The organism is Pseudoalteromonas sp. R3 (assembly GCF_004014715.1).
Lineage (GTDB): Bacteria > Pseudomonadota > Gammaproteobacteria > Enterobacterales > Alteromonadaceae > Pseudoalteromonas.
In genome coordinates this window covers 996,594-1,014,363 of the sequence record NZ_CP034834.1, presented here as the reverse complement: position 1 = coordinate 1,014,363, position 17,770 = coordinate 996,594, and the positions used below count along the sequence as shown (strand labels likewise).

Genomic DNA, 17,770 nt, shown 5'->3' with positions numbered 1-17,770 from the left:
ACATTAAAAATAGACTCGCCTGGTATTGCTCGTTAATTATCCCAGTAAACAATATAGAATATTTACCCACTTCTGTTACTCAGGTATAAAATACACAGCCCAACAGCCAGCTATGGGCTAGTTTTTCAGGGACTGATGAAAAGCTGCGACAATCAAAACGGTTGAATATTGCGGCTTTGTCAGTTCTTTTGAACACATCAAACTTGAATGGAAGGACCTTAAAACCATGATACAAAAAATAGCGAAGCTCCTGTTTTTCGCTTCCTGCTTAGTGTTTTTATCAAGTATTAATCAGGCTCAAGCGAGTAATCATTGCGAGTCACCACTGCCAAGCAGCGTCGACAGCAATAATACACTGATATTGCAAAGCAATTCTTTTTGGGAAACGCAAAACCTGGGTGCTTATAGCGATAGTGTTAGTACCATTGTTGCCGGTATGCCAGCAAAACTAAAAAACAATGTTGATATGAGCGACAAAAATCGAGCCGAGCAGCTGCGCTGGGCCGTGCGAGTCGCCAATAACATAACGCCAAGACCTGCACGCACTAAGATTATGGTTGCCTCCTGCGATTACAACTTCAGTGAATTATACGAAGCCCACCCAGATGCACCTGTTGATGGTATCCACAACGCATTTTTACCTAAGCTGTTTATTAAAGCGGACAATATCACCATTGAAGGGATGTCAAATCAGCCGACTCCGAGGCTGTACTATTCAGGAAAAGGCTTTGATGGCCTACATCACGGAAGAGTGGTATTGATGGTGCCAAGTAAGGCGCAGGGTATTATTATCAAAAACTTGTCATTTGAAGGAGATCACCACTGGAACCATATCCAAAACCCAGCTTATACATTGCATGAAAATAATGACAATCTTTATTTTAATGGCAGAGATCGCCGCCTGTGGTCAGGCATGATCATGATTGGTCTGGCAGGCGGAAGTAATGATGTCACAGTCGATAATGTGACCATTTTGGATCCCGCAAGGGCTGGTATTGCAATTGTGGGTAATGCCACAATCCAAAACTCAGTAATCAAAGGCAGTATTCCAATAGCCCAAACCGAGAATATGCTATCTGAGCTACTCAGTGCTTCTGGCGCGCTGTCCGCACATCTCAATATCAACTCTGCGGGTATGGGTTTTCATTCAGGCATTGCCCAGCAGTTTAGTTACGGGCCAATACATGTCAAAAATAACACCATACAAAACTTTGTAGAGGGGTTAACGGCAATGGGCAAGAATGGGTGATTACCGGTAACACCATAAAAGAAATTGCAGATCATGCAATCTATATTCTAAGCAACATGAAGCCTTCGATCATTGAGCACAATAAAATTGAAATGATTTTAAGTGCAGCCATTAAACTTGGTGGAAGAACGTGTCTCGATTTCGCTACTCAGTGTATGCTTCCGACCGATCCACTCGCTGAACAGACCCGGGCCGGTGCATACAAAACACGGATCCAGTTTAATACCTTTAAGTTAATACCCAGAACATCAGTATTGTTATCAGGTACTTTTAATACGATAGCGAACAACACGATTGTTCCATACAACCCAGCTGATGACACTAGTATCGGTAACTTCTACAACCCGCTTAAACACCCCACGAATGTCTATCCAGACTTTTTCTTTTCTACCTCTGGAGGCCAAACCCAGAAAGACAGTCAGGGGCATAACTACTGGACTAATCACTTTGCGTACAACACTGTTGCTTACAATACCAAAGGCAGCGAAGAGCTCTCTGTCTTTATAAGCCAACGTATGGGACACCGAGATCGCAGTATAGGTATGAATGTCATCAAAGGTCCTGGCCAGAAAGTGTATTTTCACACTCGCAAGGATTCACGTTATGCACCTTTGATTTCAGTCTCTGCGGGCACAACCCTGTATACGGGTGGAAAACCTGATTGTATTGACTGCATTGGCAATCCCGTTGCTGACGGATATCGTAGCAACTTGGAGCCATTATGGGCCAAAGCAATCACCATGGAAGATTCAAATGGTAATGATGTCCCGCACCTGCTGGTTAAGCTAGATAACACAGAGGGGGATGTATTTCTGATTGGCGAGTCAGGGATCCACGAAAGGATCAACGCAGAAAATCAAGCGTTGGATATCAAAGCAGTCGCTGATTTGGATGGTGACGGCATAGATGAAATTTACTTTCAGGAAAACAGCACTGATTTATCAGGTGCAAGACTGTTTCTCACTGGATCTGAAGTAGAACACAGGCAACTGAACGACATAGCAAGCACACGCTGGACCTTTCATAATGCAAATCAGGACAACTTAGTTGCGAGTCAAATCGCGTCACTAAAAGGTGCAGAGCCAGATCAACTCATTACAAACTGGGCGGGAAGTAGCGAACTACTTGGCTCCGCTTTTGATGCCCTCGGCAACCCAGTTTCCGGTAACGCAATATATCATGGCGCAAACAATATCTCCGTAAATAAGCTACAGGCAGCTGACTTGTCTGGTGTTGGAGAAATATATAGTGCCAACCAAGAATTGTATGTGGCGCTTGATGATAAGAAGGTTATTGGTATTTACTGGGATGCACAAACGTCCAGCTGGAAAAATCAAACGGTCTATTCTGGTACGCAAACGCTGTCACTCATGGAGCCGGGACGTCTCAGAAGCACAGATCCTAAGCAGCGCATGTATCAGCGTTTTTCCAGTAATACCATTTATGAAAGCAGACCAGCCAGTTCAGGATCACTCCCGGCATTTGGAGCTGGTAGTTATTTTTATAATGGTTCCGCAACAAGTGACATGTTAATTGCAGCTGATTTAAACAATGACGGCAAACAAGAAATGCTCAGTCACTTTAGTCAAGTCCCAAACAAGATCTATTATGGTCAAGAGCTAAATGGTGTACTAAACAGCACACAAGGAACCATCTATGAGGGCTTCACCTCTCCTAAACTCATTACACCATATCACAGTGCTGATAAAGTGGAGCGTGTCATTAGCTTATTTAACCAATCCTGGGCTATCTACCTTTCTGAAGGGCTCCGCAGCAATGGCCATAACTATGTAAACTACATTTACAGCAAAGCACTGGCAAACACCCATTAGCATTGCTTAAAAAAGGCAGGCAAACAAAAAGGCCTACACACTTTGTAGGCCTTTGATTTAAAAAAGTACGCAATACCGTCAAACAAATTACTCTGCCGCTGATACTCGCATTTGGGCTATAGTCACTTCAACGCTTCTGCTCGATTGAGGCACAAGGAAAACAACCTGCCCAGTAAGAACTACTTGCTCAGGCAATGTGCACCTCAGTTCGGCTCTATTTCATCTTTAGAAAAGGCCAATACCAGAAACAGGCGGCTTATTTCTCACATAGTCTAGTGGGGACGTGCCACAACGATCACCTGCAATGGCAATCTTAACATCTTGATTAGACATTTTAGCGGCCAATAAAGAAGAATATATCGATTTAACATCTGCATTTGCCAATGTGGATGTCAGAATCAACGCCGCACCGAATAAATATTTCATATCAATAATTCGCTTTTATTGTGATTGACTACGAAAAAGAACTTTCTACAACGATAGACTTCGTAGTGCTCCCTTTAAAGGCGGATAATATCATAAGCAAGCCATATGGAATCAATTTGGGCACATGGCATATCCATAGCAATAGGCTTCACCTGGCAGGAATGTCCAGAATGTTTCGCGGCAACTGCTGCACGCCAATGCTTGCCTGTCTTATAACCAAATTGTACAAGTTTAAAACAATTTAATATTTACATAAATTTGACAATCCATCTCACAAGATTAATATTTAGACCGTTCCAAATCTATTCAACCTTAGTATTTATGACTCAAACTTGATGGCTTTAGGTTATTTAAATATCAAAAACTGGAACGATACAAAAATAAAATACGATAAAGATACAACATGTAAAAGAGAGCAACAGGATGAAAAAACACCACAACTACAGAAAAAGTACACTTGCATTGTGCCTGAGCAGTGCCCTGATGGCACCTGCTAGCTTTGCCAGCTCGGATCTGACTCAGCCTGACAGAGGTGTCATTACCGCAAGTGGGGAAAACGGCACAGCCGAAGGACGAACGAAGGCATTTGATGATTCTCATTACAGCAAATGGCTGACCTTCTCGCCCACAGGCTGGATAGCTTACCAATTAAATACCCCTCAGGTTGTGTCGGGTTACACATTGACTTCGGCCAACGATGCGGCAAGCCGTGACCCACAAGACTGGCAATTACTGGGCTCAAATGATGGCAATACCTGGTACGAACTTGATACACAAACCAATCAGGTCTTCTCTGCACGCTATCAGACTCGCCAGTATAGTGTCACTAACAGTCAGGCCTATCGCCACTACAAGCTGAATGTCACAGCCAACCAGGGTGCCGGAATTTTGCAGCTGGCAGAAATTGAACTGCTGGGTGGCGTGACACCACCACCGGGAAATTCTCTGCCACTCACACACAGAAAATCGCTCAGTAAGGGGAATTGGCAGCATTATGGACCATTCAATGTAGCGGGAAAGGTCTTGGCAACCACCTCAGGTAGCGGTGATGCTGATCTGTATATCGGCCTGGGTAGCCAGCCAACCACCAACAATTACCGGTGTGCCAGCACCTCGCCCACAGCTGCGGAATCCTGTCAGGCTCAGGGCAGCAACCTGTATGTCTCTGTCTATGGCTGGTCAGCCACCAGTTACACCATCAATATAAAAGAAGAAAGCGACAATGGCGGCGGTAACTGGGATAAGCCGGTGGTCGATTTTGTTGATATGAACCCAGAAACGGCGGGTTCGCAACTGGTGAAGCGCATCATCAACGACCCTGCTGGTCATATGGCAAACCGCTGCGTGGACGTAGCTCAGGTGCTCTATACCGATCCAAAGGAATCGCAACGCTTCAGACACCTGCGCTTTGAACTCAGAGAAAAAGATGCCTGGGGCAACGACTTTGTGGCCTATAAACTCGGCCAGGATGGATCCGGCGAAATGACCATTGCCGTCAGCACAAAACATCTGGAAAAAGTCTACCGGGAAGGAAACAATGACGACAACGCGATCCGCGACGAAATTGACGGCATCTTATTCCATGAGGTTACTCATGGCTATAACAACTCTCCGATAACGCACGATGGCTATGGTGACGGCGGTCCTTACTGGGCCTATACCGAAGGTCTGGCAGATGCCGTGCGAATTGGCGCGGGTTTTCATAAAACCAGACAACCGGATATCAACAACCCTAAAAAGTGGCTGGGCGGATACACCACCACCGGCTTCTTCCTGCATTACATCAAACAGGAAAAAGACCCGCTGTTTATCCGCAAGTTTAACCAGTCAGCAGTGGATTACACCAACTACACCTGGTCATTCGACCGTGTCTTCAACGATATACTGGGCATTGGCGTAGAGCAAGCCTGGCAGGACTACGTACAATTTATTCAAAATGGTGGACAGCTGCAGTACTAGCAGATAGTAAAAGCCCGAAGCCTGGTTGCTTCGGGCTTATGATAGTTCAGCTACTGTCACGAACTTTAATAGTCAGGCTGGGCATATCGTTCGCTATGTGCACCGCACCACTGCGTTTTTATACAGCAAAGCTCTCCAAAGCGCCGATTATGAGGCGTTTATTATATGCCGCCTGAAAACAATACGGACTTATCTATTGGCAGTTCTGTACAAATCAAATGTGCTGTTACGTATGGCCAGTGAACTCTTTTTGCGTGAATCACAAAGCCCTGTTTCATTGTGTAGTCTGTCAGTTCAAATGAACCCGGGCATAGCTCGGCGGCTCTGCGCACCAGCTTCATCCTTAAACTGCCATATGATTCGGTATCTCTGCCGTCCACACGAACAAGAAAACTGTTTTCACTGAGCACTTTTTCAGAATACCCATTGGCACCATTCTCGGGATATCCTGAGATGGGTTGGTAGGTACTACAACCTATTATTCCAATAGATAAAACGAGTATTAATACCTTAAGCAAGTTAACTCCAAAGATGTATTTTGCGTGGTAAATGCGCTGAGGTAGCTATATCTAACCAGTCTCAGCTTCAGCGGTGTTTTTTCAGCTGAAGAAAATTTAACCCACGCTATGCATTTTTCTGAGCGCTACAAGTGAGCTTATAAAGGTAATACAAAGCAGCTATCAATGGAGGATAAAAAGAAAGAATAAAAATAATACCTGCATATTTCTCAACTAAATCCTCCAAAACAAACAAAGATGCCCAACCTGTAAACACAGGTATCACAATAGTTGCAATGAGCATTTCAAGAAAGCGCTTAAATTCCTGCACCCAAACTTCTGAATTCTCTTGTATTATAGCTCGTACTTTTCTATATACTAGAACCAATAAGAAAAATAACCCCACATCGAGTATTGCGCCTATAAAACCTTCAAAACCAAAGTAATTCAATAAATCCATATCCTGCTCTCTGATTACATAAAAAATGAGATAAACTTCTCTTTCCAGGCACTTTTTCCATACCAGGGGTGCCAAGCTATAATCTGGTTCTTCCCATCCTGAATAACATTAAAACCATTCCCTAAGGCTAATTCCTTTGCGCAGCTCTCTTTTCAAGAAGTTTATTAATACGCTTCGACGTCTGCTTACAGCCACTGTCTTTTTCTCCACTACTGTATCGCTTGTCGTTCGTAATAAGCGAAATCCGACATGTTACCTCTCTGGAATTTCTATAGTTTTTATATCTAAACTGACTTTTCTCTACATCATTTATGTCCAAATACACCTCATTCGAAGGGTAAAATAGAATAACGATGTTGTTTCTCACCACAGCCTTATAAAATTTTTGTTGTGAATTCGCAACAAGATAGAAAAAAGTAAAAAGGCAGAATGAATAAAAAATGGTTAACTTCAGCGCTCTTTCTTTATATAAAAAGTGCTGAATCAGTACATAACCCGAAGTAACAACCCCGGTCAATAGAAAATATCTATATACACCTAAAGCTCCAGAAACAGGAGCTTCAAAAATAGTAAGTGCTTCCATAACAACTATACTTCCAAGATACGCTAGCTTTCCTGCGCTTCACTGGCATGGTACACCGAGCCAAGATCTGCGGAAAATGAGCATAAGCCTGCTTTTTTGCGTCCTTTTGGTTAAAGCGTTTGTTATATGCAATTAACCATCAATATCACTTACATCTTTTGCGCTGTAATCATTTAGCTCTTTATACGTTGCCTTATTAAAAAGCCTTTTTAAGCACAAAACTGCAAAGAACAAAGCCAAAAAGAAGTACAAGATACCCGCTAACTCAAAAGAATCAAAATCTATGCAAACACCATTAGAATGGCATCCATTTCGCGGTAAGCTTTCATATACAAGAAAGGTAAAAAATAGCGACAAAACAAAATAGATTAAGTTCAAAACTGAGGAATCCCCAGATAATCATATTTAAAATCAATGTGATGGACACGCACGGCATTGTTTGAACTAATTTATTTCGCCAAAAACCAAATAGATAACAACACCATGCGTGATACCACTATCCTACACGATATGCTCAGAAAAAACTGCCCCAAATTCATGCCCGGCGCCTTGACTCATTAATGCTGGCAACTGAGACTTTGCTCGATAGCAACCTACTTTCTCTTTCTGACTTTCCATTGGCAAACAGGGTCGAAATATGAAGGGCCCTGTCGCTGCCAAGCACAACATTAAACGTATGGACCGACTGCTTGGCAACACCGCAATGCAAATCGAAGAAAGCTTTCGAGACCTGAAAAGCCTCCAATACGGGATGGGTCTGCGGCATAGTAAAGCTCGATATTCTGTTATTACTCGCTTTGCTGGCGACCATTATTCTCTGGTGGATCAGCCTGTATGCCCAACACTCAAACTGGCAACGAAAGTTCCAGGCAAATACAATAAAAGACCGTGCTGTGCTGTCGACAATTAGGCTTGGCAAAGAGGTTAAGCGACGAAGCGATTATGTTATGACAGTAAAACAACTGCGCTGGGCTATACGCGAATAGGTGCGCTTGATACATCTGCTCGGGAGGCCTCAATTATGAGGGGATCCTCCAGAGTTCAAAATCACAAACGCCTCCATTGTACCCAATGCTTGCCTAACCGACGCGAAATAGCAGGCTAAAATTAGCGACGGCGGAGCGCAAGCCTGCTTTTTTTCGCACAATATTTAGGCAATTTTTAGGTGTAAGCTATTTAGTAGGTTCATTACTTTTATTTTTAAAAAACTTTCTCACTGTATCGCAGATTTGACCTGACTTAGCACCATGTTTTTTGTAATGATATTCCGTTTCATAATCACCCTCAGGGATAACCATATCCACAAAAAGCTCATTTTCGTTTAAAGTATTTATTTTGTCTCCAATCTCAAAACCATATTCAATAAATGAGGTGGTATTGTATATGGAAGAATGTATGACACCGTTTTCCAATCGCCATTTGTTCCAATAAAGAGTTACATCTAGAGAATTAACTAATGAAAATTCAATTTCACACTTGTCGCCATTGGCCTGATACTCAATGAAACTATAGTCCACATGCTCACTGTTATGGTTAATTATCCATATTCCTATAAGGTCATTGGGAGCACATTTTGATAAAGGTGCGTATAGAGAGAAAATAAATATAGATAAAATAACTAAATGATTTCGCATAATTCAAATTACACCTAACGCTAAGCTCTGAAGAATCCCCAGATAATCATAATTAAAATCAATTTGATGGACACGCACAGCATTGTTTGACCTAATTTGTTTCTCAAAAAACAAATAGATAACAACACTATAGGTGATTCCTTCATCCTACACGATATGCTCAGAAAAAACTGCCCCCAAATTCATGCCAGGCGTCTTGGTTCATTAGTTCTGGCAGCTGAAGCTTTACTTGATAGCAATCAACTTTCTCTTACTAAGCCGGATCGTAATATGAAGGGCCTAGTCGCTGCTAAGCGCAATATCAAACGTTTGGACCGGCTGCTTGGCTATACCGCCATGCATAAAGGTCAGCTTACTATTTGCCGTTGTTGTACCTATCAGAACGGTTCGGCCAGGCCCCGCTTGCGAATCATGTGCCCTACTGAACATCTTATTTTGACAGTTTTAGAAGGTTGTTCTGTAACCTCCTACTCAAGCATACGCTCGATATTTTCACACCGAACACCACACTTGCTAATTTCTTTAAGAATATCATCTAGCTGAGGGGGTTGAGCTTTTACTGATGTTCCATCATTGAGGTAGAGCGTTACTGTATTACTATGACTCTGAAAAATTTTGACAACATGGCCTGAGTTAAGAATCTGAATAACAGTGCTCCACTTAACAAAAGAATCAGCCCCAGTCTCCAAAGGTAGCTTATGCCACATGCTCTTATCCGATGTTAATAGGAATTCATCTTCAACGGCTATGCCATTACGAGCGACTTTATATGTCGTTTCAACACCGAGACCGCTGTAGTGAAAATAGTGGAACGCGATACCTGAACCTTTGTAATACCACATAGCTTCTTTTTCATCATTCCACTTTTTTATTAGTACAACTAGCTGTTCATATGAAACTGTAGTCTCCGATTCAGCATGAACAGATATAGTGATTACGAATAAGAGTATTGGCAGAAATTTTCTCACGAAATACCTTTATTAAGATTGACTCTATGTACATGAAGCGCGCACTAATATCACGACATCTGGTATTAGCAATGTAGCTAACCAAATTAAGTGGAAATCTCTTAACGGATTAACCATTGGCTTTTATACATTTACCAACGCCTTTATTAATTCCTATAACCCGCATATACCAGTTCTCAGTATCAGCGATTCGGGCCTTAAAGTCATCAACGTATGTTGGCGAGCTTTTGTCTGGTTTAATATGCCCATAATAAAAACTGCTGATCCAAAGCGCCCCTTCTGGGAGCATATGACCTCTCCAACCAACTTCTTCAACAGTTTCAGTGCAGGCGATTAACGATACAAGATGTTCTGTAAAAACAGCTTCATATGAGGCAAGGAGATCCGCTTTGGTTTGGATAGCACCGGAAAGTGGGTAGTGGATTAGTTCAGACACCTTTTCTCGATCACCGGCAAGAACCAGTTGCCGAAAACCTTGATAAAACTTATTAGCGTCTGGCTCTGCTGACACTAAAGTTTCCGCTGCCACAAGCCCGCTGCAAAAAATGATAAAAATGTAAAATGTATTTCGAATCATCCCAACCTATTTACCCTTACAGCGTTTCACTGGCGTAGTACACCGAGCCAAGATTAGCGGCGAATGAGCGCAAGCCAAGCTCTAGACGTCCCACACATGATTGTCTTGTTATATTACGACTTACGCCTGTTTTTTAAAAACTTAAATAACTCGTAAGTTAAGATAATTAGGTAACCACCTAAACAAATTTTACCAACTAGCACCATACCAGGCCTGCCGCATACACCACCTGGGCCGATGAAACCATAGCTTTCAAGGTTAAACAGAATAAACGGTATATAGCCAAACCCTAAAATTGCAATTGTAGGTACCCACAACCTCGATTTTTGATGGAAAAACCTTATTACCAAGGTAAGGACAGCTATCGCTATGGAAAAAAGAATTAGCAAGTCGAATTGTCGATTGTGTGATTCGATCAAACCTTCCGGTGGAACAAAGCAGGCCGTTGTACTAAACGGTAACAATAGCAGACCAATAACCAAACAATACTTCAAAGTGATTCCATTTTTAATTAGTAATATAACGCCGCCAACACAGGCCGGAGCACGCAGTGCGGAGGTCCAGCCCCAAAGGGGCGATTGTGCTTGGTCTTGTTAAGTTTTGGCTAGTTTGGAACATAGAACCTCAACCACACCAGCCGCATTAAAGTTTAATTTATAGTGAAACCAACTTTCACTCTCCCAAGCCTCACCTTGCTTGAGATGCTCTTTTACCCACTCAGAGTCATTTACAATGTGACAAGAATCAAAGCGCTCAGACTCTGACATCTCGTATTCCGCAGTTTGAAATTTAAAACCTAACGTATTCTCGCACTTGATAGTGATATGGTTTTCTTGCCAATCATTGAATTCTAATACGAGATCAGAACCGTCAAATTTGAAAGCAATATCTTCGGCATCAGCAACCGAAAAACCTAGATCTATGGTTTCAATATTCTGGCTCATGACTTCCTTGGAAACTTAACAATTTATTCTATCCCAACATGTCGGAACATAAACCGACAAAACGGATCGTATTACATTACCTCATGGTCCCACGGAATAAACTCAAAGTAAACAACCTGTTGCAACAGCCAAAGTCACAGCTATGTGAAATTTGGACAAATTAGAACGCAATAATGTTATAGGACAACAGTCCAAACACTGTCTTTACACACAGCATTACTTTTGCTAGTTGGAATGCTCATGAAATTACCTTTTCTATTCATGCTGGGCGTTGTTTCCTAAATCATTGAACTAATCTAGTCTCGGAGTTTTTATAGTCACTCAATCATAAATCTATAGTGGCCGGTATCTTTCTTCTGAATGGTTTGGCGACAGATAACGCTGGGTAAAACACCTTATGACTCTGCTTGCCGGATGACGGAGTGGTTTATCAGGCGCGTCTGCAATACGGCACTGTTGCGTGGTGTTTAAGCAGATCCCGGCTCGCAAGCGTCCGGGATGACGGGGTTGTTTGGAAGTGATGAGGTTGTTTGGTGGTCACGGAGTGGTTTATCAGGCGCGTCTGCAATACGGCACTGTTGCGTGGTGTTTAAGCAGATCCCGGCTCGCAAGCGTCCGGGATGACGGGGTTGTTTGGAAGTGATGAGGTTGTTTGGTGGTAACGGAGCGGTTTATCAGGCGCGTCTGCAATTAGGCACTGCAGCATAGTGTTTAGGTAGTTCCCGGCTCGCAAGCGTCCGGGATGACGGAGTTGTTTGTGAGGTCCGTCTGAAATAGGACGGTGCTGTGTGGTGTTTAAGCAGTTCCCGGCTCGCAAGCGTTTGGGGTGACGGGGCTGCTTGGAAGTAACGGGGTTGTTTGTGAGGTCCGTCTGAAATAGGACGGTGCTGTGTGGTGTTTAAGCAGATCCCGGCTCGCAAGCGTCCGGGATGACGGGGTTGTTTGGAAGTCACTGAGTTTTCTGAAGGCCACGGAGTTGTTTGGAAGTGACTGAGTGGTTTGCTAGACCCCCTGTGTAACCTTGTGAGTGAATAAAGACTCAGCTATTGGTTGATCTGGTTATCTCCATCAGGAAACTTCAGACACCATCAGGAAACTTCAGACAAAACGTACTGCCCGAATCTGAGCTGGAAACACTCAGCTCAATGTCTAGTTTTTCACACAGACGCTTAACCATGGAAAGCCCCATGCCCATTCCCTCACTTTCGGGGCCTTTTGCGCCGGGTTCAAACAGCGTTTTCAACAGTTCAGGGGTAATCCCCTCCCCTGTATCCGATACCATAATTGACTGTGTGCGTCCTTCTATAGTGACTACGCCGCTACGAATATGGGTAAATGCATTGCCGATCAGATTATTCAGCAACAGCCGTAATGCACTGGGGGCAATGGGCAACTCCAGCTTTGCTGCGATGTCGACTTCTACCTCTATGTCTTTACCAGCAATTTTTTCTGCCTGGCTTAAGATAACCTGCTCAACCACAGGTAATACGCGGGTATTTGCATCAGCTAAAGTTTCTTCCCGGGCCAATGCCAGTAAGACTTCCAGGCTTTGTGTGATTTGATGCTGAGCATCGGCAATCCGACCCACCAGCTCTGCTTGCTTGTCGGTTAGTTGTGTTTGTCTGAGTAACGTCAACGAGCTTTGGGTAATTGCCACTGGCGTTCTTAATTCATGGGAAACATCTCGGGTGAATGCCTGCTCACGGCTGATAAAATGCCGAATACGAGACAGCGCCTGCTCCAAAGTTCTGGCGAATGCACCAATTTCATCATTGACAAACTGCCCTGAGAAATTCTGCGGCAGGCGCTCCACCGGCGCGTCTTCTACAATTTTAACCAAAGTATCCAGCGGTTTGATCAAGCGCTTTGCCATCATCAGGGAAGTAAACGCCAATATCAACGCCAGCACAAGAACGCCGCCAAACAAAACCAAAATAAACTTCAGCATGCCACCTTTGATCTTACGCACCACCAGCTGCTCACTGACTTCGGCCAGTAAATAGCCAGTGGGAATTTGCTTAAGATGGTAATGGCTGTCGTTTTCGCCACTAAACTCGATCCGATTAGGCTCTTCATCAAGCACTTCCCGGATAATTGCCGGTAATTCATGTTTTTCTGGATAGTAGCGAATAAAGTCGAGTCTGGGCCTGGCTTCAAGGCCTGATTCAAGTTGCGCAGCAACGGTCTGCGCCTCATCATCCAGCAAATAAATAAAAAACCTGTCTTCTATGCTGTACGCAAACAAAAAGCTTGCCGCCCCAAACAGAGCACTTATAAATAACGCAATACCGACAAAAAAAGCGACAATCCGGTTACGTAACTGAGTAGCTTTCATGCAGCATTACCCTTCTATATCCAGAGCGAACCCTATGCCATGTATTGTTTTGATGATCGGACTGCTAAATGGCTTGTCTATCGCTTTGCGAAGCTGATAAATATGCGAGCGTAATGCATCAGAATCTGTCGGCTCATCTCCCCAGATCCTGTCACATAACTCGCTGCGGCTCAGCGCGCGAGGATGATGCTCCATCAGTAAACGCAAAATTTTGAATGGAATAGGCTGAAGCGTTATCTCACACCCGGCGCGTTCAATGTGCTGAGTCTGACTATTAAGTGATACCGCTTTTTCATCACGCCCCAAAGATAGTGTGTGCTCACTATTTAGCAAGTGTCTTTTTGCCAGGGCATTGCAACGCACCCATAACTCTTCAAGGGCAAATGGCTTGGTCAGATAGTCGTCTACCCCCAAAGAAAAACCGTTGAGTTTGTCATCAAGCGTATCGCGGGCAGTGAGCATAATGATAGGAATATGGCGATTGGCTTCTGCTCTGAGTTGCTGGCAGACAGCCAATCCATCCATTTTGGGTAGCATCACATCTAGGACCACACAATCGTAAAATTGTTCCAAAGCAAGTTGCACACCTAGCTCACCGGTGCAGGCAAAGTCGATGACCGCGCCCTGCGACTCAAAATATTCACCTATATTCAGGCTCAGATCCTGATTGTCTTCAATCAGCAGTACTTTTATTTGCGCCATGCAGGCCACCAAGTTCGTCGGAATATAACTAAAGGCTAACGCGAAATTCGTGAAAGCGATGTGAAAATCAGATCAGTTTGTGTGCAACCAGCGACGCACATACTGCAAAGACAAATACTCTTGTTTCAGTTTCAACCAGGAATCGCGTGATTGCTGCCAATGCCATTGTTCATCGGCAATTTTTCGCAGCATGTCCGCATCCTGTGCCCGACTATAAAAGAGCAGATCCTGCGCTGTCATCAGCCTGGGGAGTGGGTCGGTTTGCGATGTAAACACATGCTCGATGTGTGTACGCAGATTAAGGATCAGGGCAAACAAATTTACATTGTTTGTCTGCTGGGTCAACAACTCAATCAGGCGCTGTTCTTTCACAGGTATCGGGCAGTCATTTAATTCCGTAAAGACCCCGCTTAATGTGTCAGTCAGCACTTGTCTGTGGCCCTGCGGCAAAGCACAAAACCAGTGAGTAAGTTGTTGAAGTGGCGGTGCCATAGCGTTACCTGAGTAGTCCTTTGGTTTTGCCCAGTTTACCACACCCTGGATTTATCGTAAAAAGTGTGGCTGTGCAGTGTAAAAGACACATCGCCCAGGTCATCTTCAGCGCCCCGTGACCAACCCAGTGCCTGATAAAAGCCATCTGCACGCGTATTGATCTCCGTATACAAACGGATCTCCTCATGTGTGCGACTAAACAACCAGTCACAAGCAAATGATAACAATGCTTTACCAATACCCAGCCCTTCAAACTGAGGCAAAATAAACAACGCCCAGATAGACCCGTCCTCACTGGCCGCTGATGAGAACCCAACTATCTGGCCATTCAGTTCACACACCCAGCTCTTACCTTGTCCCGTTATGTGTTCCAGGTACATTTGCGGTGTGATCTTACCGGGGTCGGTCAGCTTATTCTCAGTAACCAGTAAACGGATCTCACTCATTCTGGCAATATCTTGTTGCCTGGCTTCGCGGCAGGTATATGATGTACCTGATATCTTAAACATTGGATTGGTTCCTATCGAATTAACCGCCCAGTTTTAAACCATCAAACAGCTAATGACAAGCTTGTCACCGAAGAATCTAATCAGATAAATAGTAAACGCCAGAAGAGGAATACCTGTTGCGTACCCAGATGAATCAGACAGAAAGAGAGGAAAAGTAATAACATACTAAGCGGCTTAATGTGGGCAGGCAAATCGATAAAATTAACCCGCCACCAGCACGCATTGTTGATTTAACATTGGTTTAGTTATAAATCCACCAACCCAATGCAAAGCATTTAGGTATTAAGCACGACCAGCGTGAGCGACGCAGGCTCACAAGGCTTTTTACAACAAAAGCCAGATTTTGACTGATCACTGTTCTTTGCATGGCACAGCCTGATGAAACCACTTAGCTATCCAACGGAACGGGTTTGGTCTGGGATCCAGTTCAACCATCAGGTTGAAGCTATAGCCCTTGCGATAATGCGTTCTGATCACGTCCACTCCAAGCTTGTGCTTGGAAACACATCGCCGTAACTCGGAAACAGCCCGGTTAATGGCATTGTTGTCGACATACTCTTGTTGCCAGATCTCCCGGCACAATTCATCCCGGCCAATCACTCGATCTCTATGACAGATAAAATATTCTAATAAGTCATAGATAAGAGGTTCCAGCCGCACGCTTTCACCACAATATGTTAACAACCTTTTCCTTTTGTGAAGCTCATAGGGCCCAAATACTGCACGGCTAAAGTCAGCATCATAATTATCATTTAACTTCATGATGATAGACACACTTCCTTTGACGTTTTGAGTTATCAAGCAAGGTTAGTGTAGCGTCTGAAGGGGCTTTTTAAAATCCAATTTGCGATGAAAGTACATGACTTTTGTTAATAGAAAAAATGATAGGTTATAGTAAGCACACTGCAAGGATTTGTTCACATAGATCAACTAAAACACAAATATAAAACAAAAAAGATACAATTTAGGGTATATGCCTGCGCTGGGCATTTTATTTCCCAGCCTTTATACCGTTATTAGTGACAATGCGCATAAAGTAACCGGTCATTCAGCTATTAGTAAATTTCATAATTGTAGACGTGAGGGCAAACGCTGCCGCGTTCACCCTGTTTTTGTGGTCGTTTTACTGGATTATAGTGTTGCGAGCATAGCTTTGATTTTGTCATTCTCCGGATAGGCTTTCTGTGCTTTTAACAAGCTTGACTTTGCCTGAGCAAAATCGTTTTGCCGAACATAGGACTGTGCAATAGTAAGTTCAATCATGGGATGATTAAACTGAGACTGGGCAAATGTCATTAATTCAATGGCGTTGTGCAGTTGCAACTGCGTTTTAGCAAATTTCGCCTGATAGACACCTATCATGGCGAGCATTTGCACATCATAGCGCTGCGGTGATTGTTTAAATTTAGCGATTGCAGCGGCTTTATCCGTGAACATTAACTCCGCCAGCTTAACACTCTGATCGTCTTTATAGACAGGTTCATTGACGTCGTCTACTCCCATTGCTCTGGCCATAGCAGCGGCTGTATCTGCTGTTGAAAACGGGTTTTGACCTGTGATCAAGCGACCATCTATGGTTACCTGATTAAGCATTAAGCCATCCTGTTCAAACTGACCTCCACGCTCTTTTAGTTTGTCTTCCAGTAAAAACTCAAACTGGGGCCGCCACTTTTTGCCAAAGGCGTCTTCTTCCAGATTGGTAAAACCATTGACTCTTTTACCATCAACCAGGTACTCGCCATTGCTTAACGTGACATCCACCAGTGCAGCCGGACCATGACAGACCGCCCCCACCACGCCTTGCTGCTCATAAATTTCCCGGATCAGGCGCTGCAACTCAGCGTCTTTATGTAAATCAAACATTGGGCCTTTACCACCAACGATAAATACCCCGTCAAATGACTGACCTTGCAGACTCTCCAGTTTAACCGTATCGGTCAGGGCATTCATTGCCTTAGAATCATTTAAGAATGCCTGGTTATATGACTTTTCTTTATTATATTTATCTGCAAGCGGCTGACCTCCAGCAGGTGAGGCCAGTGTGATCTTAATCCCGTTGTCGTTAAAAACCTGATATGCTTTGCTTAATTCATCAAACTCAAAGCCGGGCTGAGTGGTTTTACCATCAACCTGCTTACCGTAACTACTTAATACCATCAACACATGTGGCTGCTCTGCAGCATAAGCTGTGCTCAGCAAAGTGGTACTCATCAGTGACCATATGGATGCAACTATCAGTTTTCTTTTCATCATTGAGTCTCCTTTGTTTGGACAGACTCACCGTAACGCTGATACTGTGAAGCCACTGTGAAAAAAGTCGGGATATAGGTGTGCAAAACCAGATTGACGAAAGTCTTTGGCAACTATACTTGGGCGTCTGGTTCCGCCCATGCGGCACACTCCCTCTGTCATCCAATGGGGCAATTATCAGTTTATGGAACCCAGATGGTGTGAACAAGAGTTATGCCGATAACAGCCGATACCAGCGACTCATATATCAGGAACTTAAGCGCAAAGGCTACAACATGCACCTTATGTGGGGCTGCAGCCCCGATCTCGGTTATCGCGAGCTAAGTGTACTGCTCAACAGCTCACAAAACAAA

18 protein-coding genes and 2 pseudogenes are annotated in these 17,770 nt (G+C 43.8%); 5 read left to right on the top strand and 15 right to left on the bottom strand.

The genetic code is table 11. The annotated features are described in order from the left end of the window. The first annotated feature begins 226 nt into the window (after nt 1–226). On the top strand, nt 227–1,249 hold the full coding sequence (locus tag ELR70_RS03635; protein ID WP_128064470.1) for a hypothetical protein: 1,023 nt from the start codon (nt 227–229) through the stop codon (nt 1,247–1,249). Then, complete coding sequence (locus ELR70_RS03630) at nt 1,246–3,081, top strand: hypothetical protein (protein ID WP_128064469.1); 1,836 nt, start codon at nt 1,246–1,248, stop codon at nt 3,079–3,081. Before ELR70_RS03635 ends, ELR70_RS03630 begins: the two co-directional genes overlap by 4 nt. Nucleotides 3,082–3,306: 225 nt before the next feature. On the opposite strand, the gene ELR70_RS03625 is transcribed toward ELR70_RS03630, so the two are convergent. After that, nucleotides 3,307–3,507 (bottom strand): hypothetical protein, encoded by a 201-nt coding sequence (locus tag ELR70_RS03625; RefSeq protein ID WP_054013621.1) that lies wholly within the window; start codon nt 3,505–3,507, stop codon nt 3,307–3,309. Between the two features lie 423 nt (nt 3,508–3,930). On the opposite strand from ELR70_RS03625, the gene ELR70_RS03620 reads away from it, so the two are divergent. Then, the gene (locus ELR70_RS03620; protein WP_054013622.1) at nt 3,931–5,466 is read left to right on the top strand and encodes a basic secretory protein-like protein; all 1,536 of its coding nucleotides are present in this window, start codon (nt 3,931–3,933) and stop codon (nt 5,464–5,466) included. A 161-nt stretch (nt 5,467–5,627) separates the two neighbouring features. Here ELR70_RS03620 and ELR70_RS03615 read toward each other — a convergent pair whose 3' ends face one another. From ELR70_RS03615 to ELR70_RS24750, 4 genes are all read right to left on the bottom strand, one after another. After that, the gene (locus tag ELR70_RS03615) at nt 5,628–5,984 is read right to left on the bottom strand and encodes a hypothetical protein (RefSeq protein ID WP_128064468.1); all 357 of its coding nucleotides are present in this window, start codon (nt 5,982–5,984) and stop codon (nt 5,628–5,630) included. A 106-nt stretch (nt 5,985–6,090) separates the two neighbouring features. Next, nucleotides 6,091–6,423, bottom strand: coding sequence for a hypothetical protein (locus ELR70_RS03610; RefSeq protein WP_128064467.1), 333 nt, complete (start codon nt 6,421–6,423; stop codon nt 6,091–6,093). 127 nt (nt 6,424–6,550) lie between these two features. Then, on the bottom strand, nt 6,551–7,006 hold the full coding sequence (locus ELR70_RS03605; RefSeq protein WP_054013625.1) for a hypothetical protein: 456 nt from the start codon (nt 7,004–7,006) through the stop codon (nt 6,551–6,553). A gap of 132 nt (nt 7,007–7,138) precedes the next feature. After that, a complete protein-coding gene (locus ELR70_RS24750) occupies nt 7,139–7,384 on the bottom strand; it encodes a hypothetical protein (RefSeq protein ID WP_164881425.1) in 246 nt (81 codons plus the stop codon). A 325-nt stretch (nt 7,385–7,709) separates the two neighbouring features. Here ELR70_RS24750 and ELR70_RS25265 point away from each other — a divergent pair. Beyond that, nucleotides 7,710–7,992, top strand: a pseudogene (locus ELR70_RS25265) (IS4 family transposase); the annotation flags it as partial. A gap of 186 nt (nt 7,993–8,178) precedes the next feature. Here ELR70_RS25265 and ELR70_RS03595 read toward each other — a convergent pair. After that, nucleotides 8,179–8,640, bottom strand: coding sequence for a hypothetical protein (locus tag ELR70_RS03595; protein ID WP_128064466.1), 462 nt, complete (start codon nt 8,638–8,640; stop codon nt 8,179–8,181). Nucleotides 8,641–8,769: 129 nt separating this feature from the next. Here ELR70_RS03595 and ELR70_RS25260 point away from each other — a divergent pair. Further along, nucleotides 8,770–8,967, top strand: a pseudogene (locus tag ELR70_RS25260) (IS4 family transposase); the annotation flags it as partial. A gap of 140 nt (nt 8,968–9,107) precedes the next feature. On the opposite strand, the gene ELR70_RS03590 reads toward ELR70_RS25260, so the two are convergent. From ELR70_RS03590 to ELR70_RS03550, 9 genes are all read right to left on the bottom strand, one after another. Beyond that, entirely contained in the window at nt 9,108–9,608 is a 501-nt protein-coding gene (locus ELR70_RS03590; RefSeq protein WP_054013628.1) for a hypothetical protein, read from the bottom strand. Nucleotides 9,609–9,717: 109 nt separating this feature from the next. Then, nucleotides 9,718–10,185, bottom strand: a complete 468-nt coding sequence (locus ELR70_RS03585; RefSeq protein WP_054013629.1) for a hypothetical protein — start codon at nt 10,183–10,185, stop codon at nt 9,718–9,720. A 593-nt stretch (nt 10,186–10,778) separates the two neighbouring features. Continuing rightward, on the bottom strand, nt 10,779–11,129 hold the full coding sequence (locus ELR70_RS03580; protein ID WP_054013631.1) for a hypothetical protein: 351 nt from the start codon (nt 11,127–11,129) through the stop codon (nt 10,779–10,781). A gap of 1,078 nt (nt 11,130–12,207) precedes the next feature. Then, nucleotides 12,208–13,464, bottom strand: coding sequence for a HAMP domain-containing sensor histidine kinase (locus ELR70_RS03575; protein ID WP_054013632.1), 1,257 nt, complete (start codon nt 13,462–13,464; stop codon nt 12,208–12,210). A 6-nt stretch (nt 13,465–13,470) separates the two neighbouring features. Next, a complete protein-coding gene (locus tag ELR70_RS03570; protein WP_054013633.1) occupies nt 13,471–14,166 on the bottom strand; it encodes a response regulator transcription factor in 696 nt (231 codons plus the stop codon). Between the two features lie 72 nt (nt 14,167–14,238). Beyond that, complete coding sequence (locus ELR70_RS03565) at nt 14,239–14,658, bottom strand: hypothetical protein (protein ID WP_054013634.1); 420 nt, start codon at nt 14,656–14,658, stop codon at nt 14,239–14,241. A 35-nt stretch (nt 14,659–14,693) separates the two neighbouring features. Next, nucleotides 14,694–15,167, bottom strand: coding sequence for a GNAT family N-acetyltransferase (locus ELR70_RS03560; RefSeq protein WP_200908178.1), 474 nt, complete (start codon nt 15,165–15,167; stop codon nt 14,694–14,696). A gap of 351 nt (nt 15,168–15,518) precedes the next feature. Then, entirely contained in the window at nt 15,519–15,929 is a 411-nt protein-coding gene (locus ELR70_RS03555) for a winged helix-turn-helix domain-containing protein (protein WP_054013635.1), read from the bottom strand. Nucleotides 15,930–16,298: 369 nt separating this feature from the next. After that, on the bottom strand, nt 16,299–17,420 hold the full coding sequence (locus ELR70_RS03550) for a type 1 glutamine amidotransferase domain-containing protein (RefSeq protein ID WP_054013636.1): 1,122 nt from the start codon (nt 17,418–17,420) through the stop codon (nt 16,299–16,301). Nucleotides 17,421–17,770: the final 350 nt, after the last annotated feature.